Origin of the sequence: Chryseobacterium sp. BIGb0232, from assembly GCF_024810195.1 — a bacterium.
Classification (GTDB): domain Bacteria; phylum Bacteroidota; class Bacteroidia; order Flavobacteriales; family Weeksellaceae; genus Chryseobacterium; species Chryseobacterium pennae.
In genome coordinates this window covers 1-26065 of sequence record NZ_JANUEH010000010.1, presented here as the reverse complement: position 1 = coordinate 26065, position 26065 = coordinate 1, and the positions used below count along the sequence as shown (strand labels likewise).

The 26065-nt window shown below is 36.0% G+C and carries 25 protein-coding genes; 9 read left to right on the top strand and 16 right to left on the bottom strand.

From position 1 onward, the window contains the following. Positions 1 to 287: 287 nt before the first annotated feature. Entirely contained in the window at positions 288 to 2483 is a 2196-nt protein-coding gene (locus M2372_RS19065) for a glutamine synthetase III (protein ID WP_123320386.1), read from the bottom strand. A gap of 308 nt (positions 2484 to 2791) precedes the next feature. Between M2372_RS19065 and M2372_RS19060 the strand changes: the two genes are divergently transcribed. The 5 genes from M2372_RS19060 to M2372_RS19040 all read left to right on the top strand — a co-directional run bounded on the left by M2372_RS19060 (position 2792) and on the right by M2372_RS19040 (position 8618). Then, positions 2792 to 4483 carry a DUF6909 family protein gene (locus tag M2372_RS19060; RefSeq protein WP_115968285.1) on the top strand — a complete coding sequence of 564 codons (1692 nt, stop codon included), beginning with the start codon at positions 2792 to 2794 and terminating at the stop codon, positions 4481 to 4483. Positions 4484 to 4658: 175 nt separating this feature from the next. Next, positions 4659 to 5129 carry a DUF1572 domain-containing protein gene (locus M2372_RS19055; protein ID WP_115968283.1) on the top strand — a complete coding sequence of 157 codons (471 nt, stop codon included), beginning with the start codon at positions 4659 to 4661 and terminating at the stop codon, positions 5127 to 5129. Between the two features lie 193 nt (positions 5130 to 5322). Next, positions 5323 to 7161, top strand: coding sequence for a M1 family metallopeptidase (locus tag M2372_RS19050; protein ID WP_123320387.1), 1839 nt, complete (start codon positions 5323 to 5325; stop codon positions 7159 to 7161). A gap of 102 nt (positions 7162 to 7263) precedes the next feature. Further along, the gene (locus M2372_RS19045; RefSeq protein ID WP_123320388.1) at positions 7264 to 8022 is read left to right on the top strand and encodes a type III pantothenate kinase; all 759 of its coding nucleotides are present in this window, start codon (positions 7264 to 7266) and stop codon (positions 8020 to 8022) included. 59 nt (positions 8023 to 8081) lie between these two features. After that, complete coding sequence (locus M2372_RS19040; RefSeq protein ID WP_123320621.1) at positions 8082 to 8618, top strand: GNAT family N-acetyltransferase; 537 nt, start codon at positions 8082 to 8084, stop codon at positions 8616 to 8618. 89 nt (positions 8619 to 8707) lie between these two features. On the opposite strand, the gene M2372_RS19035 is transcribed toward M2372_RS19040, so the two are convergent. The 9 genes from M2372_RS19035 to M2372_RS18995 form a co-directional block, all read right to left on the bottom strand. After that, entirely contained in the window at positions 8708 to 9139 is a 432-nt protein-coding gene (locus M2372_RS19035) for a nucleoside deaminase (RefSeq protein ID WP_115968277.1), read from the bottom strand. Next, on the bottom strand, positions 9140 to 9766 hold the full coding sequence (locus tag M2372_RS19030; RefSeq protein ID WP_259081175.1) for a hypothetical protein: 627 nt from the start codon (positions 9764 to 9766) through the stop codon (positions 9140 to 9142). 43 nt (positions 9767 to 9809) lie between these two features. Next, positions 9810 to 10730 carry a YafY family protein gene (locus M2372_RS19025; RefSeq protein WP_123320389.1) on the bottom strand — a complete coding sequence of 307 codons (921 nt, stop codon included), beginning with the start codon at positions 10728 to 10730 and terminating at the stop codon, positions 9810 to 9812. Between the two features lie 122 nt (positions 10731 to 10852). Further along, positions 10853 to 11143: a hypothetical protein gene (locus tag M2372_RS19020; protein ID WP_123320390.1), complete on the bottom strand. Its 291-nt coding sequence runs from the start codon at positions 11141 to 11143 to the stop codon at positions 10853 to 10855. Between the two features lie 15 nt (positions 11144 to 11158). Next, positions 11159 to 11644, bottom strand: a complete 486-nt coding sequence (locus M2372_RS19015; protein WP_123320391.1) for an SMI1/KNR4 family protein — start codon at positions 11642 to 11644, stop codon at positions 11159 to 11161. An 8-nt stretch (positions 11645 to 11652) separates the two neighbouring features. Next, on the bottom strand, positions 11653 to 11838 hold the full coding sequence (locus M2372_RS19010; protein ID WP_123320392.1) for a hypothetical protein: 186 nt from the start codon (positions 11836 to 11838) through the stop codon (positions 11653 to 11655). A 603-nt stretch (positions 11839 to 12441) separates the two neighbouring features. Beyond that, the gene (locus M2372_RS19005) at positions 12442 to 12690 is read right to left on the bottom strand and encodes a hypothetical protein (protein ID WP_123947253.1); all 249 of its coding nucleotides are present in this window, start codon (positions 12688 to 12690) and stop codon (positions 12442 to 12444) included. 157 nt (positions 12691 to 12847) lie between these two features. Next, positions 12848 to 13885, bottom strand: coding sequence for a patatin-like phospholipase family protein (locus tag M2372_RS19000; RefSeq protein WP_115968263.1), 1038 nt, complete (start codon positions 13883 to 13885; stop codon positions 12848 to 12850). Between the two features lie 191 nt (positions 13886 to 14076). Beyond that, a complete protein-coding gene (locus tag M2372_RS18995) occupies positions 14077 to 14577 on the bottom strand; it encodes a M15 family metallopeptidase (RefSeq protein ID WP_123320394.1) in 501 nt (166 codons plus the stop codon). Between the two features lie 179 nt (positions 14578 to 14756). Here M2372_RS18995 and M2372_RS18990 point away from each other — a divergent pair, with 179 nt between their 5' ends. From M2372_RS18990 to M2372_RS18980, 3 genes are all read left to right on the top strand, one after another. Then, positions 14757 to 16340: a Na+/H+ antiporter gene (locus tag M2372_RS18990; RefSeq protein ID WP_123320395.1), complete on the top strand. Its 1584-nt coding sequence runs from the start codon at positions 14757 to 14759 to the stop codon at positions 16338 to 16340. 202 nt (positions 16341 to 16542) lie between these two features. After that, complete coding sequence (locus tag M2372_RS18985) at positions 16543 to 17814, top strand: Y-family DNA polymerase (RefSeq protein WP_123320396.1); 1272 nt, start codon at positions 16543 to 16545, stop codon at positions 17812 to 17814. A gap of 32 nt (positions 17815 to 17846) precedes the next feature. Continuing rightward, complete coding sequence (locus tag M2372_RS18980) at positions 17847 to 18122, top strand: hypothetical protein (protein WP_123320397.1); 276 nt, start codon at positions 17847 to 17849, stop codon at positions 18120 to 18122. A gap of 9 nt (positions 18123 to 18131) precedes the next feature. Here the strand turns inward: M2372_RS18980 and M2372_RS18975 are convergent, their stop codons facing one another. Next, the gene (locus M2372_RS18975) at positions 18132 to 18743 is read right to left on the bottom strand and encodes a YdeI family protein (protein WP_123320623.1); all 612 of its coding nucleotides are present in this window, start codon (positions 18741 to 18743) and stop codon (positions 18132 to 18134) included. A 4-nt stretch (positions 18744 to 18747) separates the two neighbouring features. Continuing rightward, positions 18748 to 19881 carry a serine hydrolase gene (locus M2372_RS18970; protein ID WP_123320398.1) on the bottom strand — a complete coding sequence of 378 codons (1134 nt, stop codon included), beginning with the start codon at positions 19879 to 19881 and terminating at the stop codon, positions 18748 to 18750. Positions 19882 to 19979: 98 nt separating this feature from the next. Here M2372_RS18970 and M2372_RS18965 point away from each other — a divergent pair, with 98 nt between their 5' ends. Then, the gene (locus tag M2372_RS18965; RefSeq protein WP_228455759.1) at positions 19980 to 21308 is read left to right on the top strand and encodes a M48 family metalloprotease; all 1329 of its coding nucleotides are present in this window, start codon (positions 19980 to 19982) and stop codon (positions 21306 to 21308) included. Positions 21309 to 21504: 196 nt separating this feature from the next. Here M2372_RS18965 and M2372_RS18960 read toward each other — a convergent pair whose 3' ends face one another. The 4 genes from M2372_RS18960 to M2372_RS18945 all read right to left on the bottom strand — a co-directional run bounded on the left by M2372_RS18960 (position 21505) and on the right by M2372_RS18945 (position 25849). Then, entirely contained in the window at positions 21505 to 23040 is a 1536-nt protein-coding gene (locus M2372_RS18960; RefSeq protein ID WP_115968252.1) for a hypothetical protein, read from the bottom strand. A gap of 86 nt (positions 23041 to 23126) precedes the next feature. Continuing rightward, a complete protein-coding gene (locus M2372_RS18955; protein WP_123320400.1) occupies positions 23127 to 23951 on the bottom strand; it encodes a hypothetical protein in 825 nt (274 codons plus the stop codon). Positions 23952 to 24058: 107 nt separating this feature from the next. Continuing rightward, complete coding sequence (locus M2372_RS18950) at positions 24059 to 25600, bottom strand: glycine--tRNA ligase (protein WP_115968248.1); 1542 nt, start codon at positions 25598 to 25600, stop codon at positions 24059 to 24061. Between the two features lie 48 nt (positions 25601 to 25648). Further along, the gene (locus M2372_RS18945) at positions 25649 to 25849 is read right to left on the bottom strand and encodes a hypothetical protein (protein WP_115968246.1); all 201 of its coding nucleotides are present in this window, start codon (positions 25847 to 25849) and stop codon (positions 25649 to 25651) included. Positions 25850 to 26065: the final 216 nt, after the last annotated feature.

The window sequence follows — 26065 nt, the reverse complement described above, 5'->3', positions numbered from 1 at the left end:
GATATTCTTCTATAAATCATGTTTTGTAATTTAAAACTCTAATTTTCAAGGGTGTTAAAAAAACAAAATAAATTTAAAAAAAACCTTTATTTCATGGGTGTTTGAGCTTTGTTTTGCTTATTGCTTTAAATAATATCTCCTATTATTATATAAAACCGGATTTTAAAAACCTTTTTTTGATAAGAAGTGATCAAAATCTTAACAAAAAACCATCCTTGATCATAGTAAGGGAATAAAAAAATTCCTCAGTTTTCTGAGGAATTTAACTAATATGGAACTTTACAGAGTTATTTTGTAAACAACATCTCTCTGTATTTCGTCATCGGCCAAAGCTCATCGTCTATCATCATTTCAAGGTTGTCAGATGCTTCTCTGATACCGTCAAATAAAGGTTTTACTTTGTTGCAGTACGCTTCTGCCTGCTTTTGGCTGTCTGATATGCTTTTTGCCGCTTCTCTGGCTTTGATAAGGTCTTCAACACCCAGCTTGATTTTTGAAACATTTTCAGAAATGCTTGTGATTAGGCTCATCTGTTCTTTTGCCAACGGTTTAAATTCTTTATCTCCGAAGATATCCTTAAGACCCTTAACGTTCTCAATTAATCTGTTCTGATAATTTAAAGCGGAAGGAATAATGTGATTTCTTGCGATGTCACTCAACACTCTCGCTTCAATATCAATAACAGTAGAGTATTTCTCTAGTTTAATCTCGTTTCTTGCTTCCACTTCTCTGTGGTTAAAGATTCCCATTTCTTCGTAAAGATCAAGGAATTTTTTATCCATTTCCTGCTTAAGAGCTTCTGGAGTAGTTTTCAGGTTATTCAACCCTCTTTTTTTAGCTTCTTTTGCCCAGTCGTCAGAATATCCGTCACCTTCAAACATAATGCTTTTGCACTGTTTGATGTATTCTCTTAATATATTGAAAATAGCTTCGTCTTTCTTCAGTCCTGTTTCGATCAAAGCATCTACTTCTTTTTTGAAATCACCTAATTGCTTTGCTGCAATCGTATTCATTACCGTCATAGATTCTGCACAGTTTGCAGATGATCCTACCGCTCTGATCTCAAATTTATTTCCTGTAAATGCAAATGGAGAAGTTCTGTTTCTATCTGTATTGTCCAGTAGAATTTCAGGGATTTTTCCAACTACATTTAATTTTAGCTCTGTTTTTTCTTCAGGAGATAATTTTCCGTTAGTTACTTTTTCAAGTTCTTCTAATACACTGAATAACTGGCTTCCGATAAATACGGAGATAATTGCCGGTGGAGCTTCATTAGCACCCAATCTATGGTCGTTACTTGCAGAAGCGATACTTGCTCTTAAAAGATCTGCATACTCGTAAACAGCTTTAATTGTGTTCACGAAGAATGTTAAGAACTGTAAGTTCTTCTTAGGGTTTTTTCCCGGGCTTAACAGGTTTTCACCAGTATCAGTTGCTAAAGACCAGTTGTTGTGCTTTCCGCTTCCGTTTACCCCTGCGAATGGCTTTTCATGGAACAAAATATGGAAATGGTGCTTGTGAGCAACTCTTGCCATGATATCCATCAATAAAGAGTTATGATCTACAGCAACATTTACTTCTTCAAACATAGGAGCCAATTCAAATTGATTTGGAGCTACCTCATTGTGTCTTGTTGTTGCAGGGATTCCCAGCTTCATACATTCGATTTCCAGTTCTTTCATGAAGTTCATTACCCTTGTAGGGATAGAACCGAAGTAATGGTCATCTAATTGCTGTCCTTTTGCAGGAGAGTGTCCTAACAAAGTTTTACCTGTTAATACAAGATCCGGACGTGATTGGTATAATGCTGAATCAACCAGGAAATATTCTTGTTCCCAACCTAAAGTGGGAGTTACTTTTGTTACGTTTTTATCAAAATACTGCATTACGCTGGTTGCAGCTTCGTCTACAGCATTTAAAGCCCTTAAAAGAGGTGCTTTATAATCTAAAGTTTCTCCAGTATAAGAGATGAAGATTGAAGGAATACATAATGTAGTTCCCATAATGAAAGCCGGAGAAGTAGGGTCCCAAGCTGTATAACCTCTGGCTTCGAAAGTGTTTCTGATTCCTCCATTCGGGAAAGAAGACGCATCCGGTTCCTGCTGGATCAATAAGTTTCCGCTGAATCTTTCGATCGCTCTGCCTCCTTCGATAGGGGTGAAGAAAGAATCGTGTTTTTCGGCAGTTGTACCCGTCAAAGGTTGAAACCAGTGAGTATAGTGAGTTACTCCTTTACTCATTGCCCAGTCTTTCATTGCTACGGCAACCTGATCTGCAATGTGTCTCTGGATTTTAGTCCCTTTTTTTACCGCATCCATAATAGACTGGAATGCTTCTTTCGTTAAATATTCTCTCATTGTTTCTTCTGAGAAAACATTTTGGCAGAATAGTTCTGATAATTTCGCCGGGATTTCGACATTGTTGTCTTTTCTGAAATCCTTAAATGGAAGAGTTTCTAATGCTTTGAATCTTAAGGTTGACATATTTGGGTAGATTTTGATAGGGCAAATTTACAAAAAAAATGAAATGAAAATGATTTGACCCCTAAAACTTTCAGGGGTGTTGTGAAATTTTATATAAATTAAACAATTGTTTGGGGTGTTTTTGATAGGGGTGATTGTTTTTTTTAATGGTTAAAATGTAATATTTAAAGGGGTTTTAAAGGGTAGGGTAGTTCTAAATACATTTTACATGATACATGCTGCAATCCTGTGCGAATTTAAGCTACTTATTAAAAGATAGTTAAAATAAAATGGACAAAGATTTCGTATATTTGTGTGAAATTTATTTTATGACAAATTCTAGAGCAAGAGAAACAACAGAAGCTATTGAAAGATTATATATCTCTATGAGACACTTATTTTATAGAGGATTTTTCAAACCGGCGGGTGTTTCAGGAGAAAGTATCAGAAGCTTGTTGAAAACCATCAATCCGGAGATTTATGGAACCATGAGTGTCCCGAGTAAATTGGAACTTGATGGTCTAATGTATGTATTAGACAGGCTTCCGGAAGGGATTGAGGAATGTGCTTTTATTCATCTTACATCTGATGAAGGTTTTGATAAAGGAAGTTTCGAACCTATTGTTCCAAAGAAAAGAAGAAGAAACTGTTATAGAATAGACGAACACCAGATGAATATTGAGGTTCTTTTGGGCCGTTCCGAAATTTATGACATTCTTACTCACCTTACATTCCTATTTATAGAAGCTGATAAAATCCGTAACCTGGCATTCATTCAGGACGAAAACTGGAAGCCGACACGAGCCTTCAAAATTATTGAAGAGGTAGTGAAAGGTGAAAAGAAATTCAGCAGAAAAGAAAAAGAAGTGGCATTGATCCACCTTTCTTCATTAATAGGAAGATCTTTTGATGAAACATTAATAGCTTATAATACTTTTGGTGATGATAATAACCCAGACCGTTTATTTAAAATCATGTATAATCTAGCAAAAGTAAGTCTTGAAGATGCAAAGGGAACTACGGAAAGAGAAATTCATTTCAGTGCTATATTAAAGGAAAGGGTAGGACATCACTATTTCGGAGAGAAGTGGGCTAATAAAGTGAAGGAGGTTTTATTTGAAAACAATCTTCATACCCGTCCATTGCATATTATTTCTGCCAATATGCACTCTGTGAAAAATATGCTTTATGCGAATGATGCCCTTAAAAAGAAGCATAATAACGAAGTGGATTATAAACTGTATGAAGAGATTTCAAACAAAAAAGAACTTCGTGATAAGGTATTGAAGTATGCTTTAGACGAAGGAATGATTCATATTGCGGATAAAAGCGGAAGCAATATCGATGTACAGATTATTGATCTTAGTAAGATGAACCTGAAGAATACTCCGTTTGCTGACTGTAAGTTTGGAGGGGATGATGTGGTAATGGTATTTGATTATGCTTTCGGAGAACAGGCTTTTGAGGTAATGGATGAATTGCTGAAGCCTTACGAACATAAAGGAGAAGTATACATGATGCATGTAAAATCTGTTTCTATTATGGGGAAAGCAGGTATCCTTACCGGAGAAAAAGGAGATATTATGATCCCGACTTCTCACATCTTTGAAGGAACTGCTGATAACTATCCTTTTGAAAATGCATTGAAGCTTGATGATTTTAATGATGATGAACTGAAAGCATTTGAAGGTCCGATGATTACTGTTTTAGGAACATCGCTTCAGAATAAGGATATTTTATCTTACTTCATGAACACTTCATGGAAAGCGATTGGTCTTGAAATGGAAGGAGCTCATTATCAGAAAGCGATTCAGGTAGCTTCTAAAATCAGACATCATATTTCTCCGGATCTGTTTGTTTGCTATGCATACTATGCTTCAGATAATCCTTTGGAAACAGGGAGTACCCTATCTTCAGGAGGTTTAGGCCTTACAGGAGTGAAGCCAACGTATCTGATTACTTTAAGAATCCTTGAAAAGATCTTAAAAAGCGGAAAAAAAGAAGTTTCTGCTAAGAAATAATTGTAATTTCATATTATAATATAAGCCTCAGATGTAAAACACCTGAGGCTTTTTTGTTTTAAAATACTTAGGATATTGAGCCTTGTCAAGGTTTAAAACCTTGACAAAGCTTAGTGTTATCTGCAAGATCTAGATCAATATTTTAATTACTTATCTTTAGAAAAACATATTGATCATGAGTTCTGTATTACAATTAGCCAAAAGATTCAGAGAAGTTTTGCTAGATGGCCTCTGGATTGCCAATACCAATTTTAAAGATCAGCTTTCTGATGTAACATGGGAACAGGCTGTAACGAAGGTTGGTACTTTAAATACTATTGCTATGCTCACTTTTCATATTGATTATTATATTGCCGGGATTACTCCTGTTTTTGAAGGAGGAAATCTGGAAATAAAAGACAGGTACAGTTTTGATCTCCCACCCATAGAATCTCAGGAACATTGGGAGGCGCTGCTGACTAAGCTATGGTCAGACTCAGAGAAGTTTGCCGTTTTATTAGAAAAGATGCCGGATTCAAAGCTTGATGAAATGTTTGTGGATCAAAAGTATGGAACGTATCAAAGAAATATTGACGGGATGATAGAGCACGCATATTATCATCTGGGGCAGATTACTCTTATCAAGAAACTATTACAAAAGCAATAATGTATTAGCCGGATAAGACAACACCAGATAGTTATCTGTGAAAATCTGCGTAATCCGTAGTTAAAAAAATAATCTTACCGTTCATTTAACAAAACAGATGGAAAGTTATCTAAAACAGAGCAAAACCCTGTTATAACTCCACATTTTAAGGTTTTGTTTAAATTACTTACCTTTAAAAAAAAATAAATTTTAAATGAGAAAATCGGCTGCAATCATTTTTGCGTTTATCATTTCACAATTTCAGGCTCAGCAAGGAGCTTATTATCAGCAGGCTGCGAAGTACAAGATGGATATCGATGTTAATGCTGAAAAATTTACCTATCAGGGAAAACAAACTTTAGAATACACCAATAACTCACCGGATGAGCTTAATGTAGTGTATTTCCACCTGTATTGGAATGCTTTTAAGTCTAATTCCATGATGGACCAGAGAGTCTCTTCCCAAGGGAAAAATGGTGACGGAAGGTTGCAGAAAAACGGAATCTCAACACTGTCTTCCATTCCAAAAGATCAGGAAGGCGCTCAGAATATTCACTGGATCAAACAGAATGGTAAAGATCTGAAATTTGAAGTTCAGGAAACCATTATGAAAGTATATCTGGCAGAACCTATTAAGCCAGGCTCCATAACTACTTTTACGATGGATTGGGATGCTGTAATTCCTCAGCAGATCAGAAGGAGTGGAAGAAATAACAGAGAGGGGGTGGATATGACCATGACACAATGGTATCCAAAAATTGCAGAATATGACTATGATGGCTGGGCAACTTTTGATTATCTGGGAAGAGAATTCCATGCGCCTTTCTCTGATTTTGATGTAACTATTAAAATCAATAAAGATTATGTAGTAGGAGCAGGAGGAATTCTTGAAAATCCAGCTGAGGTAAAAGGTTATGACGCTGCTGCGAAGATCAAAGCAGAAAAAGATAAGAAAGCCACATGGAAATGGACTGCCAAAAATATCCTTGATTTTGCATGGAGTGCAGACAGAGATTATTCTGTAGAAAGCTTTAATGTTCCTGAAGGACCAAAAGTATATTTAGTCTATCAGAAAAATGATAAAACGAAAGTATGGGGTGAAGCTCAGTCTTATATTACCAAGTATTTCCAGATTATGAATTCTCATTTCGGAAAATATGTATACCCTACTTATGCTTTCATTCAGGGAGGTGACGGTGGAATGGAATACGGAATGTGTACCATGATTCTGGGTGAGGCTAAAGATATCAAAGGGCTGATGGGGCTAATGGCTCACGAAGGTTCTCACTCATGGTATCAGCAGATGCTTGCTACGAATGAATCTGTACGCCCATGGATGGATGAAGGCTTTACCAGCTATGCAGAAGGTTATACTATGTACCAGCTGTTCCCGGAAGAACTTCCGAATCCGTTTGCCAATACTTTGAATGCATACAGAAACTTCGTTAAAAAAGGAATTGAAGAACCGGCTGTCTGGTTAGGAGATCACCATGATAACGGAACATCTTATACGTATGCTTCTTATGTAAAAGGAGAATTGTACCTGGTACAGCTGGGATATATCATGGGAGAACAGAATCTTGCAGAGACTTTAAAGCAATATTATGACCAGTGGAGCATGAAACACCCTTCAGACAGAGATTTTCTTCACATTGCTCAAAAGGTTTCAGGAATGGATTTAAAATGGTTCCACAATTATTGGATCAATACCACCAAAACGATCGATTACGGAATTAAGGATGTAAAGTATGATGCAAAATCTACAACAATTACCCTTGTTAATAACGGTCAGGTTCCGATGCCGGTTGATTTCAGTGTAATGACTACAGATAAGAAAATCGTTACTTATCAGATTCCATTGAATATGACCCATACCTGGAAAGAGAAAGATGCTTACGGAGAATTCAAGACAATGCCCTACTGGCCTTGGACGCAGAAAGAGTATACGATCACGGTTCCTTATACAAAATCTCAATTGTCTGTATTAGGAATTGATTTCAGTCAGAGAATTGCAGATGTAAATATGGAAGATAACTTTGTAGAAGTAAAATAAAAAGATCAACATAGAGATAAAAGGAGTATTTGTAAGTACTCCTTTTATTTTTTTATAAATTTGGAACTCAAATTTTTTCAAATCCTAGCCTGTTAAAATATAATGAATTCAATTGTAATAAATGTAGGGAACAGTAATATCAGATTTGGTCTTTTTAATGGTGATAATTGTGATATTTCCTGGGTAATCAATACAAAGCCTTACAGAACAGCAGACGAGCTTTATGTACAGATGCTGATGCTTTATCAGACTTATAAAGTTGAGCCAAAAGAAATAGAAAAGGTAATCATTGGATCTGTGGTACCTCAGCTTACCAAAGTCATGAGTTCGGGAATCAAGAAGATCCATGGAGTAACACCGGTCATTGTTGATCGTACAACTCCGTCAGCAGTGGTGGCGAAGTCAAAGCAGATGGGGACGGATATTTATGCGAACCTTGTAGCTGCTCATAATCTTTATCCAAACAGAAAAAAGATTGTTATTGATTTTGGAACGGCACTTACAGCAAGCTGTGTTGCAGAAACTGGGGAAACCTTGGGGGTAATTATTGCTCCGGGAATTGTAACCTCTTTAAATTCTCTGATCCATCAGACGGCTCAGCTTCCGGATATTGAACTTAAAAGACCTAAATCAGTATTGGGATTAGACACGGTAACCTGCATGCAAAGCGGAATGGTATACGGTTTCCTGGGAATGGTAGAAGGTTTTATCAACCGGATCAATGATGAGGTGAACGATGATTGCTTTGTCGTGGCAACAGGAGGTGTTTCTCATGTGTATAAGCCTTTAACGGATAAAATTCATGTAATGGATAGACTTCATACTCTGAAAGGGCTTTATTTCCTTGGAAAAGATCTCTAGATCATCCAAACCTTTTGGGTTAAACTTCAGCTGTATTACCCAATTTAACCATGAATAAAATGAAAGAATTAAAAGAATTTCCAAGAATTGAAACCGAAAGACTGATCCTTTCCCAATTGAAAGAGAAGGATATTCCTTTTATTGTTGAATTTCTTAAACACAGGATTTATTCGGATCTTACTTCTAACATTCCTTATCCTTACACGGAAAATGATGGTAAGATGTGGGTGAAAATGTCCAGAGAAGCTTTTGAAGAAAAAACTGGCTTTACGTTTGGAATCCGAAATAAAGAAGAGCAGCTTATCGGAGCCATTGGTCTTCATGATAGGGATGATGATATGGCAGAACTAGGGTATTGGATAGGAATTCCTTACTGGAATAAAGGATATGTTACTGAAGCAGCAAGAGCCATTGTAAAATTCGGATTTAAAGACTTAGGTTTTAATAAAATTTATGCTACTCATTTGCTTCACAATCCTGCTTCCGGAAAAATTATGGAGAAAATAGGAATGGAGCAGGAGGCAATTTTGAAACAGCATGCCAAGAAAGATGAAGAATATTTTGACCTTGCAATGTATTCTATCTTTAAAGATTAATTGGGATCATTCTTTATAAAATAAAAATCAGAGAACATTCAATATTCTCTGATTTTTTATGTTTGTCAAAAAGGCTCTTAAAGAAAAATCTACCTTTTGCTTTTAAAAAAGTCTTTAACAATAGAAGAACATTCGTTTTCCATAATACCTGTGATAATCTCTGTTTTTGGATGTAGGGTAAGATGTTTGTTAATAAAACCTCTTTGTTCATCCCTGGCTCCAATTACTACTTTGGATACCTGAGACCAAGATAAGGCTCCTGAACACATCACACATGGTTCCATCGTAACGTAGAGCGTACAGTCCTTTAAATATTTACCTCCTAAAAAGTTAGCTGCAGAGGTTATAGCCTGCATTTCTGCATGGGCTGTAACATCGTTTAATGTTTCGGTGAGATTATGGGCTCTTGCAATGATACGATTATTGGAAACTACAACACATCCGATAGGGACTTCATCCTGTTCCAAAGCGGCTTCTGCTTCCTGCAGAGCCATTTTCATATAATATTCGTCTGTAAACATCTAATCTGTCATCGTTAAAGTTAAAGGAATTCTGAAACGGAATCTTGCCGGATCACCTTTGACAAGGGCGGGAGAAAATTTTTCAGAAATAGAGTAGAGAGCAATTTCAGCTTGCCTGTTGAAAGTGAAATTATCACCCTGTGCATGAACATTGCTGATGCTTCCATCTTTTTCCACAATAAAGGCAACATCTGTTTTTACTGTTTTTAATTCAGAATGAACGCCGTCTACATACAGCAGATCTGCAACTTCCTGTCTCAGAGTATTGATTCCTCCGGGATAATCAGCAGTCTTTTCTGTCTGGGTAGCTTTATCACTAAGATCTCTGGAGTTTCCTTCATTTGATTTTAAAGTCTGAAGATCCTCAATATTCCTTACTCTCAGAAGTGCTCCGATTAAGGCTGTGTTTTCAATACTGTCCATCTTTTTCATGAAAAAGAGAAAATCTCCTTTAATTGCATCCTTTTTGAGGATATTGGATTCAGCATCGAACTTCTTCTTGAATTCATTATTCAGCATCCCTCTGTGCTGATTGTAATAGTTTTTTACCAATCGGAATTCTTCTTTCTGCTGTGATAAGCAAAATGAAGAAATAGTACAAAATATGCAAATGAATAAAGTTCTCAATAGAGGATGTTTATGTAAATATAATTAAAAAATATGAGATCTATTAGCTTTCAAAATATCGGTTTAATGATTCCTGAAGATGGTTGCGGATGTCATCAACTAAACATTTCGGTTCTAAGACAGTTACTTCTTTTCCATATGATAAAATCTCCTGCATAAAGTCATAAGTAGGGTGAAGGAAAAACTCAAAATAAATCTCTTCCGGCGTTTCTTTGGTCTCTTTCTGTGACTGATGAAGCGGAAAACTTCTGATGTATTCTCCCTGATGACGGCTGCATTTTAATGTGATTTTTTCAGGCTTTTGCTCTGTAAGATTCATCACTCCAAAGGCATTTTTAAAGTGCTCTCTGAAATTGTATTTATATTTTTCTCTGAACTGGTTCTTTGTCACATCCAGATAATTGATTCTGTCTAATCCAAATGATTTTAAAGCTTTGTCTTTGGTATCGATCGCGATGAGGTACCATCTGTCTTTAGACTCTTTTAAAGCTAAAGGGTGAACCTTTCTGGAGGTCATTAATTTGTTTTTATAATTGTAATGTTCAAAAGTTACTACCCTTTTGTTGCGGATGGCAAAGAACAGATCATAAAAATGCTCAATGCCGGTTGGCTTGCGGCTTTCAAAGAAGATAAAATCTGAAAAATCCGGATGAAGATTCAGGGCGTTGCTTACCTGGAAAGATTCCAGCAGTTTTTGGTTGTATTCATCTACTTCCATGATCGGGCGACTCTCTATATAATATCGGTTGTCTCCTTTTTTCTTGTTGTGAATAGAAAGGTTGAAAAGATCGGAGATCTCACGGATATCTCTCTGCAAGGTACGGATAGAGTAGCTTTTGATCCCCGCATCCTGGAATTCAAAAGAATTTAAAAGATAGTCCTCCAGCTGAGAATAGGTTGCCGGAGAACTTTCTAATCTTTTAATGATTAACGCATATCTTGTCAGATAAAAATCTTTCTTCATGGTAAAATTTTGTACCACAAATATATGAGCTTAATGCGACAAAACGTGTCGTGTTTTATTTTATTGTGAAGAAGGAATATTAAAAATTAATATCATTGTATATTCTGGCATTTAAATCGTTTTTACAGTTCATCTTCCCATTCCTCAGCATAGCCATGCTTTGTGTAAGTACAGTGTACTTCTCCTGTCTCAGTATCTACAATAACAAATTGAGGAATAGGTTCATAATATCCCTCAAGATAATAAGTTACTACAAAAATATTCCTTATAGTATCTTCATATTTTCCATAATTAATCCTTTTTTGTTCTTCATAACGAATCTGATCTTTTTCATCAATAGAAATATATTCTCTCTTGCGATCCTGTAAATATCGCTTAACGATTTCTAATGCTTTTTCTTTATCAATGCTCATTATTGTCAATTATTTTTAGCTTTCCTCTTTTAATCTTTTAAAGGCAGTATCTATCTTTTTTTCAATAAAAGTACTGAAGTTTACCTTTAAAGATTTAATATCTTTTTTATTATCATCAGTTATCGAGTAGTCTGCCAGATACACGGTTGGATTATTTCCTTCATCTAAATAAAAAAAATAAAATTGCTCACATCCATTGCTTTCTGCAAAGAGCCAAAAAGGACGTATTAGTGTATGATGTAACCCTGTTTCCCTGATTTCCTCCTGCATGATTTCATAGTGCCAGTCTGAAGAAATAGTTTCGAGATCAGCAGTATCCATTATAGGCAATGCTCCACATGATTCACCAGCTAAGAAAAGAAATTCAGAATAAGCCAATGGAAACTGTATATTGAACTTTTCTTCCACTTTTTTTATCTCATTTTCCGATACACCTCTTATTTTCCAGATTCCGATTTTAGGTGTTGCCTGGAGCTTCTTCAAATATTCTATAGTCATCATAATCTGTGCTATTTCCAAAACTCCTGTAAAAAGTTTTGCTCAATTTTTAGAGATTCTTCTTCAGTTATATGAAGGGTCTTCTTATAGCTTAAAACATGTTTTACCAATTCAGGGTTAAGCTTTATATGGGGATATTTTTTTATATATTCAATGATGTATTGTGGCCATAGCCATATTCCATCTGTATCGATCATATTATACGCGATAAAACTTTCATCATTATAATATTGTCCGTTCCAAATAAAGGATTTTTTGCATTTTTAACACATCCCATTAAAGGAACTGCCATAATTTCCCTTTGTAAATAGGGCAATACTTTATCTTTATTATTATCTATAGAAGCTGTGCTGGAAATTAATTCGTGAATGCCCTCTGAGACAGGGGTAATCGTCATGTTCTCTTATAAATCCAAAATATTTCATATTACTAAGATGATTAAAAATTATTTCCTATCAGATAAAAAATCTTTAGGGAAAATCTTATGCACAATTAATACTTGTTTTTTGTTGGAAGTTAAGAAAAATAATAAGCCACAGAAATACTGTGGCTTATAAAATATAAAAGATGGTGATTGGTTTGAAGCTTTATAAGATCACTTCAGAATCTTTGGCCCTGTTTTTAGTGGTCGCAGGCCAAATTTCCACTGTAATATATTTTCAGACATCGTTCTGGCTGCCCAACATTTTGTGAATGGTGAATTCAAAGGTGTTGGAAATGTTTAATGAGACTGTGTATGATAAGGATATCAAAGGTAATGGTGGACAGCATCAGAACTTGTCATGTTTTAAAGTTTTTATTTATAAGACATCTTCTTCAAGAATGTCTTCTTCAAAATCTTCCCTGAAGAAATTTTCAATGTCGTTGAGATAGTTTTCATAGTCTATCTCTGCATTTTCGATGTCACTCCATTCCACGGTGTAGAGGTCTTCATCGAAGAGTATATCTGTATTGTGATTAGGTGTTTCCATGTTTTGTGTTGTGATTGGGTGTTGTTTGTATTCTGAACATACTTTTGGCTGTTCAGCATAGGTGAATGATGAATTCAAAGGCGTTTTTAAGTTTTTGTTGATAGTTGTCTTGTGTCTTTTGATATTCCAAAGGTAGTGGGGCAAAGCGACAAAACTTGACGTGTTTAAAAAATGATTTTTAATTTTCGAAATATAATTTTCAGAGCTTATATTGGGAGATTATAAGGTTAAAAGCTTATATTTTATTTTTGATGAGTTTCTGAACGATCTGGTTCAGGGTTTCTCTGTTATCATCAATATAGCTTAATCCAGCCTGTATCAGATTTTCAATATTAGAGCGTCTTACATTATCCATTGCCGGAGAAGCATTTTTCAGTGATGGATTCAGACGGTAATAATTTTTCTGATTTCTCAGTCCTAATGTCTGAAACATTTGAGAAAGCTGATAATCCACAGTTTCTGCATTGGCAGACATTAAAATGTCAATGATTGGGTTTACCCAGCCTATTTTTCCTGCCTTTTCCAGTTTATTAAAAGAATACGGTCTCGCTTCAATTCCGGTTCCGATGGAGATAATGATCATATCATTTACTCCGGGATGATTGGCTTTCTGATGATTCTTTAAAACTTCCGCAAAAGGTATTTTTCGGGCTTCTGCATAAGCACATAAAGCGGGATTATTCGCAAACATGCCACCGTCAATCAGGCTGAAGATCTGACCGTACATTGATTTGATCTGTACAGGGCTGAAATAGGTAGGGGCTGCAGAAGTGGCTCTACAGACGTCTTTTACATAAAAATTATCTGTGCTGAGATGAGCTTCACATGAATTGAAAAGCTTAGCTCTTCTGTTTTCTATATCATAACTTGTTATTAAACATGGTTTTATTAATTCCTTTAATTCTAAATTTCCAAAAAAGTCATTGAGGTTTTTCTCAAGGGCTTCCTGAGAAATCCTTTCATTCAATAATCCAAATGGATTAATTAGCTTTTCCCAAAAGGAAACCTGGAAGATATCACCGCCCTTTTCAGCATACAGTTCCAATCCTTTTTGGATGGAATACTTTGCTTTACGGACTTCATCAGGACATAGAATAATAGAAGCAATCAGCCCTCCTGTACTGCTGCCTGCCACCAGATCAAAATAATCTCCAAGTTTGGCACCCGGCTTATCATAATACTGAAGCTGTTCTTCTATGTAACGCAGAATAATACAGGTGATAATTCCCCTTATTCCGCCTCCGTCCAAAGAAAGAATGGTTGTCTTTTTCATGTTATATTGTTAATTGTTTTTTTAAAGGACACATTGCAATATAATCTGGTGGAATCAATAGCTTTTAGTCAGAAAAAATGTTTGAATTCCATAGTCAGATCATGTTGCTTTTAGCGGTTCTTTGTAAAACAAAGGTAGGACGGAGAAGCGACAGAACTTGACGTGTTTTAATTAATTTCAAATAAAAAGGATTAAAAAACAACATAATTTTGTTGATCTCTCGGCATCTTCAAAAGCTTTCTCCAACTGGTTTTTACAGATCCTTTCTTCGATGGAATTGCCTTTTTTTCGAAGTGAGGAAGGTCCTTAAATGTTTTCCAGTTTCCGCCCCAATCCCAGCCGTGTTTGGCGAAAATTTTTACACATTCGTACCAATCTGCTACTTTGTCATTATCCCAGTCTTTTACTGTATCCCAACTGGCTGTTTTTCCGTCAATAATAAGGCATATATCAACAGCAAGACCATAGTTGTGAATACTCTGTCCCGCCTTGGCATTTGTTACCTTTTTACCGGAAGTAATTCTCCCGATGGCATATAGCTTTTCCTGCTCTTCAAAAGACCTTAATCCTTGTGTGATTCTTACCTTAGCTCTGCCTGTGAGTGCTTCATCACATTCCTTAATAATCAGCTTTACTTCATCTCTTACCAATGGGTGAAGTTTCTGAATTCTTTCTAATGTTACCTTATCCATAGTTTATACTGTTAGGAAACAAATATATAGTCGCAAAGCGACGAAACTTGACGTATTTGGATTGAATTTTAAAATTTATTAAGCGGGATTGAAGCAGATAATTGATAAAAAAATAATTTTTAGCTTTTAAAAACCAATTAGAAGTGGTAAATATGAATTGATAAAAAACACAATACTAAATGCATACGATTTTACCTTTCTTCCTTGCGATGATCGCAGCCATTGTACTATTGAATATGTGGGCTACCAAATTAAAAATTGCCTATCCGATCGTGTTGGTGGTATTTGGGCTTCTTGTTAGCTTTATACCTGGGTTACCAGTAGTAAAGATAAATCCTGACCTTATCTTTTTTATTTTTTTACCTCCTTTACTGTTTGAGGCCGCATGGTCTATTTCCTTTAAAGAAATGAGGCGATGGTGGCGCATTATTGGAAGTTTTGCCTTTCTGGTGGTCTTTTTTACTGCACTGGCGGTTGCTGTAACCGCTAATTATTTTATTCCTGGATTTACGATTGCCTTAGGGTTTCTATTGGGAGGAATAGTTTCTCCTCCTGATGCAGTAAGTACAGGAGCTGTGATGAAGTTTGTTAAAGTACCCACAACCACCTCTGCGATTCTGGAAGGTGAAAGTTTGCTTAATGATGCTTCATCACTTATTATTTTCCGTTTCGCCCTAATTGCTGTGGGGACCGGGCAGTTTGTATGGCAGGAAGCTTCGTTGGATTTTTTATGGATGGTCCTGGGTGGGGCTGGAATAGGCCTGTTGCTTGCCTGGATCTTTGTAAAGGCACATAAACACCTTCCTACTGATGCTTCATCGGATATTGCACTTACACTTATTGAACCTTATCTGATGTACTGGATCGCAGAACAGTTTCATTGCTCCGGTGTATTGGCAGTAGTATGTGGCGGATTATATATGTCGAATCAGCGAATGACTTTTCTAAATAGCACCAGCCGTATCAGAGGTTATAGTGTCTGGGAAAGTTTTGTATTTATTCTGAATGGAATTGTATTTCTGATCATTGGGCTGGAGCTTCCTGAGATTGTGGGGGGATTACGTTCAGAAGGAATTCCTCTGGGAACTGCTATTCAGTATGGGTTTCTGGTGACGGGTATTCTCATTGCTGCAAGGATTATCAGTGCATATGCTGCGATGATTGCAACAATAATTTTTCGGCCAGCTGTTGCCCCCAGAATTCCTTCTGTCAGAAGGCGCTTAATGATGCCCCTTTTACTGGGGTGGACTGGGATGAGGGGAGTTGTATCATTAGCTGCTGCATTAGCAATTCCTATTACGCTTGAGAATGGAAGCCCTTTTCCCAATCGAAATCTTATTCTGTTCATCACTTTTGTAGTTATTTTACTTACTCTTTTAGTGCAGGGGCTTACATTGCCTTATTTTATTAAGTACGGACATGTATTTGATGATTTTGTAGATGAAGAAAAAGAAGAAGATGTAAGGAAAGAGGTCAAGCAGAAGCTTAAACAGCATACTTATCATTTTCTTAAAACCAGGCATGAAAGCGAACTTAATAGCCATGCAGGGATAGAACGGATTTTGAAACATTGGGAAGAGAAAAATCAAACCAACAATACAGATTGGATGGATGAAAAAGTAAAGGCTGTTCTCTTTGAAATGTTGGAAAGTCAAAGAAAATTTCTTTCAGAGCTCAATAAAGATATTTCGATGAATGAAGAAATTATCCGTCATCAGCTATATCAGATCGATTTGGAAGAAGAGCGTTTAAGGATGATTTGATAAAGATGAGGTGAAGTTTTCAGGGTTATGAAATAAAATGTTTTTGGAAAACAAAATTAGTACGTTAATACGACAAAACATGTCGCATTAAAAAATAATATTCATTTGTTTTTCAATGTGTTAAATGTGATGTTAATTCCTGATTAAAAAGTGATTTTATTCTTGAAAAATAATAATTTTGTATAGATAATTCACGATCATCATGTATGCGCTGGTAGATTGCAATAACTTTTTTGTTTCCTGTGAAAGGACTCTGGATCCTGACCTTGAAGGCAAGCCCGTTGTGGTTCTTTCCAACAACGATGGCTGTGTGGTGTCCCGAAGCAAGGAAGCGAAAGATCTGGGAATTCCTATGGCAGCACCTGCATTTAAATACAAAGATCTTTTTAAACAGTATGATGTAAAAAGTTTTTCTGCCAAATTTGAGCTGTATAATTACAAAAGTCAGCAGGTAATCAATATTGCCCGTTCTTATGTTCTGGATTATGAAATCTATAGTATAGATGAACTCTTTCTTGATCTTACAGGCTTTAAATATATTGATATCCACGAATATTGTTCTAAAATCAAAACTGAAATTCAGGAGAAAGAAAATATTCCTGTAAGCATAGGAATTGCGCCCAGTAAAACCTTATGTAAAGTAGCCAATAGAATTGTAAAGGATTTTCCGGAGCAGTTTAATGGGGTTTATATTATGGATACTCCTGAAAAAATAGAAAAAGCACTGAAATGGCTGAATATAGGTGATGTTTGGGGGATAGGAAGAAAGTTGGCTGCCAAAATGAATGACAGTGGTGTTTATAAAGCCTGGGATCTTCTTCAGAAACCCGAAATGTGGGTTCGGAAGATGATGGGAATTCATGGAGTAAGAATGATTCATGAACTAAGAGGAATCCGTCAGCTGGAACTGGATGCTCCATCACCAAAGAAATCCATTGCGGTTACCCGAAGTTTTATGGAAATGCTTACCGATAAAGAAGCAGTCCGGGAGCGGGTAGAAACCTTTGGAATGTATTGTTCGGAAAGATTACGCCGGCAGAATACCTGCTGCAAAATGATAACGGTCTTTGTACAGACCAACCGGTTCAGGAAAGATCTTCCTGAATATAAAAATGCCATGACTCAAATTCTGCCCAACCCAACCAATTCATCCATATTGATAGGACGAGTTGTCAATGAACTTTTTGAAGCCATTTACAGGGATGGGTTTCATTACAAGAGGGCAGGAGTGATGGTAAATGATTTTGTTCCAGAAGATCAAAGACAGATCAGCCTTTTTGAAGAAGATATACAGAATCAGCATCTTCCTGTGATGAAGGCAATGGATGCCATGAACCGGAAATATGGAAAAGATAAAGTCCGGCTAGGAAGCATGAGTGGTGAGAATACTTTTGGCCGTGCCCAGTTATCTCCTGAATATGAGGCTTTCCTGAAAAAAAATACACTGCCAGAAGCGAATTTTAGATTTCATTAAGCATACTTTTTTAGATGTTTTATTTTTGTTATATGAAAAATAAAACCGTTGAGATCAATAATCTGCTATACAAAATATCCCGAGAAGATTTTTCTGGATATGAAATTGTTGATTATTGGGATGCTGATACTACAGCTATAGGATTACAAAAAGAAAATATACTAATATATGTTTCATCATTTAATTTTCCAAAAACCAACAATTACGATCTTATTATTGAAGATCTTAAAACTGGTAAAATATTGAAATCCGAAACGATAGAAACATATGCAGAATTTATTAATGGAGTTCAGGTATTTTTGAAATAATATTAAACATTACTTTCTCTCATACTTCCAATTTCTCCCTTTTCCTTCTCCAATCCATTCTAAAGCCTGTTCCATTCTTTTATTCCGGGTTGCTTCTGTTTTCGCATCTACAATCCATGTGATGTATTCTTTTCTGAATGATGGTGAGGCTTTTTCAAAAACGTCCCATGCTTTTGGTTGAGCTTTTAATGCAGATTGAAAATAATCAGGAATTTCTATTTCTGTTTTGGAAGGCGCTGCTTTCTTCAGGGTAACTCCCATATCCGTAAGTTCCATTGCTTCTTTGATGGCTTTTTTCAGCTGAGATTTTGAAGGAAGATCTTCAGTTCTTGTAATTTTACCGAGGCTGAACATAGCGTTTTTTTCAATATTCTGTGTAATTTCCTGCATGGTTTTCATTTCCTTCTCCAGCCAGAACCCGAAAGTACAGTGTTGTTTGAAGGAAGCCTTAGCACAGAGATTTTTCCCTTTGTATATAAAATGTGGAAAACTCCACTTCATGGTTTCTTCTGCATCAGGGCAGCATTCATGAACGGTTTCGCGGATATAATTCAGAATCGGCTTTGCAAAATCCTGAGACTGTTCAATATAGGAGTCTATTTTTGGGCTGTATTTTTCCATGTTTTTATTGAAATAACTGTACGGTTTCATTAACGAGGAATTTCACCTGATCTGGTCTCCCTCTGTCATTTTTAGGATTATTGGAATAGCTTCCGGTTTTTACAATGACCATATTATGTTCCGGAACCATAATGATATATTGACCTTGAAGTCCCAGAAAATAATAATGTTTGATCGGGTTGTCATGATTAATCCAGAGTCCCATTCCGTAAATGTTTTCAGACTTTTCTGTCGGAGTTCTCATTTGCTCAATAAAATCTACATTAAGAATCTGCTTATCCCCAAATTTACCATCATTCAGAAACAGCTGTCCAAGCTTGGCAAAGTCCCTTGCATTAGAATGGATACAGCAATAGGTCTTTTCTATTCCGTGATCGTCTGTGCTCCATTTCGCATCCTGTTCCATTCCCAAAGGAATCCAGAATTTTTCAGAGAGATAACTTGCTAGCGGCTTCTTCAATGCTTTTTTCAGGGCAAAACCAAGAAGCTGTGTAGCTCCGCTTTGATATTCGAATCTGACTCCCGGGTTTTCTTTAAATTTCCTTGAGAACACAGCTTTTACTAAGCTTTTTCCATAATAGGCTCTGGCATTGGGAAGAAACGGATTGTTGTAATTTTCATCCCAGTCGAGACCAGATTCCATTTGAGCCAGATTTTTAAGCGTTACTTCATTTCCGAAAGTTTTTTCTTTAAATTCAGCATAAAAATCTGAAAGTTTTTCATCAATATTGCTGATAATCCCTTCCTCGAGAGCCTTTCCCAAAAGCATAACAGTAACCGCTTTTGCCATAGAGAAAGAATTGGTCTGTGAAAGCTGATTGTATCCGTCCCAATATTGTTCATGAAGGATTTTACCATTCCTGATCACTACAAAAGCGGCTGTTTTAGAATGTTTTAAATCATCAACTAAAACTTTAGGTAGCTCTTTGGTGTTGTATTCAGGGTCTTCTTCCCATTGTATGGGAGATTCTGTAGCAATAGGATTGCTGGGGAATAGATTTCCATCATCAATATAGGCACTTGATTTTCCTTTAAGATACGTTTTGGAAATCCCACTGAATAAATAATCATATCCCAAAAAGTAAGCTGCTGCAGCTCCGGCTACAGCTCCTCCTATCATGTACTTTAGTATTCTCATTTTTTAGTGAATCGGTCTTTAACAAATTTAGAATAATTTGGATGAAAAATTGAAAATGAATCATCAAATACATTATTTTTGTTTAATTGATGAAAAATATGACCAGAAAACTTATTGTATTGATGTGCTTCCTGCTGTCAGTAGTGGGAATTGCTCAGACTTATAAAACGATAGATACCGCAGACTACCTTCAGCGGAAAGATTTTCTAAGAAATTTTACAGCCGGTAATGAAGCTTTGATCAAAGGGCTGAAGTCTCAGTATTCCGGAAGGACAGGTTCGGAAATGTCTAAGATCTATAAAGAATTCGGGACCGATTTTGAAAATCAGGTAAAAAATAAAGACTTTGTTTTTAAATCTGAATTCGATGCTGTAATTAAATCCCTGGTACAGCGTCTCAGAAAAAATAATCCTAAAGTTCCCCAGGATCTTAAAATTCTGATTGCAAGAGATAATACTCCAAATGCTTACTGTCTTGCAGACGGCACTTTTGTCATCAATATGGGGCTGTATAACTGGATGGATAATGAAGCTCAGGTTGCCGGGGTAATTTCCCATGAATTAGGGCATAAAATAGAAGACCATACTTTAAAATCTGTCCTGAATATTGTGGAACAGAATAAATTGGATAAATCTACGGTACAGAGTATTAAAGAAACTACAGATCGCAGAAGCCAGGGACGCAATGAAAAAGCGTTTGACATTCTTAAAAACAGGATTTATAAAAAAAGCGTTGAAAAAAGAAATCTGGAGATTCAGGCAGATTCTCTGGGATATGTTATTTTTAAAAACAGTGATTTTAAGAAAAATGAATTTATAAACGGTCTTCAGAAACTTCAGACATTTGATACGGTTTCGCCAAGAGAGCTTAAGATTGAGACCTACAAAAAGCTTTATGATCTTCCAAAACAGGCTTTTAAAGATAAATGGATGAAAAAAGAAGACTTTTCACTTTACAATTATAATTTTTATAAAGAAAAACTGAACAAGGATTCTTTGGCATCACACCCTGAAATGGTTAAAAGGCTGGAAAAGCTTAAAAAAACTTTTCCGGAGCTGAATACCCCTGTAGAGGCAGAAAAGCCTTCAGAAGCTTATCTGATGCTTAAAAAAACAGCAAGGATGGAGATTCTTCCGAATTTTTTCCACTCTGAAGATTATGGACTGGGGATTTATACAGCCATGCAGTTTTTGCAGGATGGGGAAGAAGAAAAATATTATAAAGGATGGTTGGGAAAATGTTTTACCAAAATTTACAAAGCCCGGAAAAATTATAATCTGAACCGTTATCTGGATAGGGTAGAACCCAAAAATCAAAGCGAAAGTTATCAGCAGTTCCTGAATTTTATGTGGAACTTAAGTCTGGATGAGATTAAAAATATTTCAGAGTATTATCAGTCTGTTGAAACGGTTGCAAAAACAAAATAACGTTGGAATTTTATATCTCACTGATTTACAGGTGGATAGATTTTATCCTTGTCAAGGATAATGTTTTTACATAAAACCTGGGTGATTTCTTTGCCTTGTTTTAAAAATTAGGAAACCTATCTCAAAAAATGAGATAGGTTTCTTTTATTGTAAGTAAGATTACTGTAGCAAAAGGATGCTTACTATTTCATGTAGATTAATAGTTCAGCTTTTCCAAACGGATCTTATTGTATTTATCTTTCTTATTATATTCACGAAGAAGGATATACCCTTCCTTGGCGACGTATGGAGTGACTTCATAGTTGTCCTTTTCAGAAATTGGAATAATCTCCTGCTTGAATTTTCCATCAATAACTGTATTGATGAAAAGATTCCATTTTTTTTGTCTGGTTACTTCATCTTTTTGGTAATCACGGTAAAAGAAAACTACGTCTTTACCACCATTGAGATATTGTGAAAACAGATAGTCGCTATTCACAACCCATTTTGTTTTTTCTTTTTCCAGGACTTTAAGGTCTTTGATTTTAAAATCTTTATCTGTATACAGGTATACGAGATCTGTTGTTTTTGGAGCATTATACTGGCCTGCAGGTTTATATTTTTCAGAAAGGATACCTACACTGCCGTCACTCATGAAATATAAATCTTTTGTCAGGAGGTAATATCCGCTTTCTACAAAGCCGTGTCCGTCAATTTTAGGTAAATAGGGAACAAAATCCGGTTTATAATCAAGGGTTTTTGTATTCACGCTGAAATCTGATTTATTGATCATCAATCTGGCGAAGCCAATGTCATAATCGTTGGATGCATAGTTTCTTCCTGTCAGTACGATTTTATCATCGAAAGTTTTATCATTATCAATACCGCTGTAGTTGGCGATAAAAGTATCAATATATTCGATGGTTTTATCAGTAATTCCTGTGATAGGATTATTGGCCACCTGTTTTCCTGTTTTCATATCAAGGACAAGAAGACTGAATGTTTTTTTATCATCATCTACCTTTTTCAGGATAGAATAGATATAGTTTTCATCTTTTTCCAGAGGAGTTAAAGTAGAATATACTTTCTTGGTGCCGTCTGTGTTGTATCGATACCGCCATACTTCTTTTTTATTTTCATCAAATTTCATCAGGCTGTTACTGTTAACATATTTCCCGTAATCTTTATATTCTACAGCAAAATAACCGCCCTCTTTCGTTTCTCCTACTGCGGAAATATAATTGTAACCCTTTTCTTTTTTCTCACTACGGTTGTCTTTCCTTTGTTCTTTCCAGCTTGTAGGCTCATTGATCTCTTTGAAGCTTCCATCTTCGAGATAGTCATAATATACTTTTCTGGCAATGGTATTGGTCTTTGGATTAATAACCATAGAAACTGGTGTGAAAACTTCTCTGCTTTTTACCAGAGAATAATCCATCATGGATGGTTTTAAGATGATTTGTCCCTTAAAGTCAACATATCCCATATAGGATGCTGCGGTAATGTCACCTTCAAACTCTTTATTGGCAACAGGGTTGAGGTTCTTATCTAGAATAACGTATTCGAATTTCTTGGTTTTGTCTCCGGATTTCCCATAAGAATAAATAGATACATAGCCGTAAAGATTATCCTTATCGTCAAATAGTGCATTCATTCCGACATGGTCTCCTGCTGCTAATGTTGTTAAATCCTGGGTTTGAGAAAAGGCAAATGTCTGGATCAGTCCAAACATCAATAAAGTGAGTTTTTTCATGGTCGAATTTTGGACTAAAATAATAAATTATAGAATACGTTGAAGAAAAATAAAAAGCCCTGAAACCAGAGCTTTTATTTGAAAAATTACTTATTGTATTGGTAACTATAAATATGAGTATTGGTTCCGGATGAGCCTCCTGTATACGTCATAGCACTTTGAGTAGGATAAGCTGCATTATTCAGAGTATGATTTGCAGTGGTTTTTCTTGTACTAACTATAGTTCCTGTAGAATTTTCACTTCTGCTTACTAAATTATTATAAGCCAGTTCGCCATCATTTAGATAAAACAAATCAATTTTTACATAGCCCTTTACATTTTTCATTGGATGATTGGCATTATCATAGGTGTTCGTAACATTATGGGTGGTTCCATTATAAGTATGGCTTGTGGAAGCTACATTACCATTATTGGTCAGATAGGCATCCACTTCTGCAAATTGAAGATCAGAATATACTCCTGTTGCCGGATTATAAGTAGAGCCTTTATACTCATTAAATTTAACGTGAGTATTGGTGATGTATTGATAGTTTTTTGTGTAAACCAATATTCCGTAATCTGTTCGGGTTATTTTTTCAGCAGTTAATTTTCCGTTAGAATACGTAAACTCTCTTACTTGTCTTATTATCCCTCCTTCAAGTTCTTCAGTTTTTACAATATCATCGCCATTATAATAATAGCGTGTAGTTTGATTATCAGTTGCACTAACAGATTCTGTGATCTTATCACCATTATATTTGAATTCAAGGGTATAGACTTGCCCGTCTTGTGTAGTTTCGGTAACTTTTTTTAAAAGATAAGGAGTGTTATTATTGTTGTTGTTGTTGTTATTATCTTGAGTATCGCCATTAGATGAGCTGCAGCTTACAATCATTGCTATTGCCAGCGATGAAATAATTAATTTTTTCATGATTATTATTTTAATGTTTAAAGTCCGGCTAAAATAATAATTTATTTAAATATGTTCAGTACTACTTTTGGAAATAAAAAAAGCCCTGATTTTTCAGGGCTTTTAGACTATATTTTAGAAAGTAGATTTCTGAAGTTGGTCTTCTCATCAATGATTCTTCTCAATTCTGAAACCGGAACTCTTTCCTGCTGCATCGTATCTCTGTCTCTTATGGTTACGGTATGATCTGTTAATGAATCATGGTCTACCGTAATACAGTAAGGAGTACCAATGGCATCCTGTCTTCTGTAACGTTTTCCGATCGCGTCTTTTTCTTCATAGAATAAGTTGAAATCATATTTCAGATCGTTAAAAATCTTCTCCGCATACTCTGCTAAACCATCTTTCTTCATCAATGGAAGAATAGCAGCTTTAATTGGTGCTAAAGCAGGAGGTAAAGATAAAACAGTTCTTTCTGAACCGTCTTCCAATACTTCGTCTTTTAAACAATGTGAGAAGATAGAAAGGAATAGTCTGTCTAAACCTACGGAAGTTTCCACTACATAAGGAACATAGTTCTCATTTCTTTCAGGATCGAAGAACTGAAGTTTTCTTCCTGAGAATTTTTCGTGTGCCTTAAGGTCAAAATCTGTTCTGGAGTGAATTCCTTCCAATTCTTTGAAACCAAATGGGAAGTTGAATTCAATATCAGCCGCAGCATTCGCATAGTGCGCTAGTTTTTCATGATCATGGAATCTGTAATTATCATTCCCTAATCCTAAAGCTAAGTGCCAGTTCAGACGTTTTTGTTTCCACTGTTCGTAGAATTCAAGTTCTGTACCCGGAGCTACAAAGAACTGCATTTCCATCTGTTCGAATTCACGCATTCTGAAGATAAACTGTCTTGCAACAATCTCATTTCTGAACGCTTTACCAATCTGTGCAATACCGAATGGAAGCCTATGGCGTGAAGTTTTTTGTACATTTAAAAAGTTAACAAAGATACCCTGAGCCGTTTCCGGTCTTAAATAAAGATCCATAGCACTGTCTGCAGAAGCTCCAAGCTTAGTTCCAAACATTAAGTTGAACTGTCTTACTTCTGTCCAGTTTTTAGAACCGGTGTCAGGATCAGCAATTTCAAGCTCTTCAATCAAAGCTTTTACATCAGCAAGGTCTTCATTTTCCAGAGATTTTGCCAATCTTGAAAGAATAGCCTCTCTTTTTGCTCTGTACTCCAAAATTTTTGGATTGGTAGCCTCAAACTGAGCCTTATCAAAAGCATCTCCGAATCTTTTCGCTGCTTTTTCAATTTCTTTTTTCTCTTTATCTTCAATTTTAGCGCAATAATCTTCCACCAAAACGTCTGCTCTGAAACGTTTTTTAGAGTCCTTATTATCAATCAATGGATCGTTGAAAGCATCTACGTGGCCTGATGCCTTCCATGTCGTTGGGTGCATAAGGATCGCCGAATCAATACCTACAATATTTTCGTTAAGCTGTACCATAGCTTTCCACCAGTATTGTTTGATATTATTTTTAAGTTCAGCTCCGTTCTGTCCATAGTCATAAACAGCGGATAAACCGTCATAGATCTCACTTGAAGGGAAAATAAACCCATATTCTTTAGCGTGAGAAATTACTTTCTTGAAAACATCTTCTTGCTTTGCCATAATTTTTATGTCTGATGTGCAAAAATAATGTTTTTTATTGGGAAAATATTAATACCTGTAAGATCCTACATTGGATATGGTCATTAAAAAGCATCCTCCTGCACCAATGATAAATAAAATACCGGCAAAAATCAGCAATAATATTTTGGCTATTTTATATTTTTTAAAGGGTACAAAAATAATTGTAGCGATTGCTATAATGACAGAAATTACAGTCAATTTTACAAAAAAGCCAAAATAATCTGTCATCGTTTTTTTAATTAAGGTTATACCTGATACTAATATAAAAAAATTATTCGAAGTATAGTGATTATATATAATGAGCCGGGAACCTGCTTTCGCTACTCGCTTTTTCTCAGTTTCGGGGGGGGGGGGGGGGGGGGGGGGGGGGGGGGGGGTGGGGGGGGGGGGGGGGGGGTGGGGGGGGGGGGGGGGGGGGGGGGGGGGGGGCGGTTGGGTGGGGGT

Coding starts and splice junctions, on each gene's coding strand:
- M2372_RS19065 (WP_123320386.1), bottom strand. CDS start 2,483: ATGTCAACCTTAAGATTCAAAGCATTAGAAACTCTTCCATTTAAGGAT.
- M2372_RS19060 (WP_115968285.1), top strand. CDS start 2,792: ATGACAAATTCTAGAGCAAGAGAAACAACAGAAGCTATTGAAAGATTA.
- M2372_RS19055 (WP_115968283.1), top strand. CDS start 4,659: ATGAGTTCTGTATTACAATTAGCCAAAAGATTCAGAGAAGTTTTGCTA.
- M2372_RS19050 (WP_123320387.1), top strand. CDS start 5,323: ATGAGAAAATCGGCTGCAATCATTTTTGCGTTTATCATTTCACAATTT.
- M2372_RS19045 (WP_123320388.1), top strand. CDS start 7,264: ATGAATTCAATTGTAATAAATGTAGGGAACAGTAATATCAGATTTGGT.
- M2372_RS19040 (WP_123320621.1), top strand. CDS start 8,082: ATGAAAGAATTAAAAGAATTTCCAAGAATTGAAACCGAAAGACTGATC.
- M2372_RS19035 (WP_115968277.1), bottom strand. CDS start 9,139: ATGTTTACAGACGAATATTATATGAAAATGGCTCTGCAGGAAGCAGAA.
- M2372_RS19025 (WP_123320389.1), bottom strand. CDS start 10,730: ATGAAGAAAGATTTTTATCTGACAAGATATGCGTTAATCATTAAAAGA.
- M2372_RS19020 (WP_123320390.1), bottom strand. CDS start 11,143: ATGAGCATTGATAAAGAAAAAGCATTAGAAATCGTTAAGCGATATTTA.
- M2372_RS19015 (WP_123320391.1), bottom strand. CDS start 11,644: ATGATGACTATAGAATATTTGAAGAAGCTCCAGGCAACACCTAAAATC.
- M2372_RS19010 (WP_123320392.1), bottom strand. CDS start 11,838: ATGATCGATACAGATGGAATATGGCTATGGCCACAATACATCATTGAA.
- M2372_RS19000 (WP_115968263.1), bottom strand. CDS start 13,885: ATGAAAAAGACAACCATTCTTTCTTTGGACGGAGGCGGAATAAGGGGA.
- M2372_RS18995 (WP_123320394.1), bottom strand. CDS start 14,577: ATGGATAAGGTAACATTAGAAAGAATTCAGAAACTTCACCCATTGGTA.
- M2372_RS18990 (WP_123320395.1), top strand. CDS start 14,757: ATGCATACGATTTTACCTTTCTTCCTTGCGATGATCGCAGCCATTGTA.
- M2372_RS18985 (WP_123320396.1), top strand. CDS start 16,543: ATGTATGCGCTGGTAGATTGCAATAACTTTTTTGTTTCCTGTGAAAGG.
- M2372_RS18980 (WP_123320397.1), top strand. CDS start 17,847: ATGAAAAATAAAACCGTTGAGATCAATAATCTGCTATACAAAATATCC.
- M2372_RS18975 (WP_123320623.1), bottom strand. CDS start 18,743: ATGGAAAAATACAGCCCAAAAATAGACTCCTATATTGAACAGTCTCAG.
- M2372_RS18970 (WP_123320398.1), bottom strand. CDS start 19,881: ATGAGAATACTAAAGTACATGATAGGAGGAGCTGTAGCCGGAGCTGCA.
- M2372_RS18965 (WP_228455759.1), top strand. CDS start 19,980: ATGACCAGAAAACTTATTGTATTGATGTGCTTCCTGCTGTCAGTAGTG.
- M2372_RS18960 (WP_115968252.1), bottom strand. CDS start 23,040: ATGAAAAAACTCACTTTATTGATGTTTGGACTGATCCAGACATTTGCC.
- M2372_RS18955 (WP_123320400.1), bottom strand. CDS start 23,951: ATGAAAAAATTAATTATTTCATCGCTGGCAATAGCAATGATTGTAAGC.
- M2372_RS18950 (WP_115968248.1), bottom strand. CDS start 25,600: ATGGCAAAGCAAGAAGATGTTTTCAAGAAAGTAATTTCTCACGCTAAA.
- M2372_RS18945 (WP_115968246.1), bottom strand. CDS start 25,849: ATGACAGATTATTTTGGCTTTTTTGTAAAATTGACTGTAATTTCTGTC.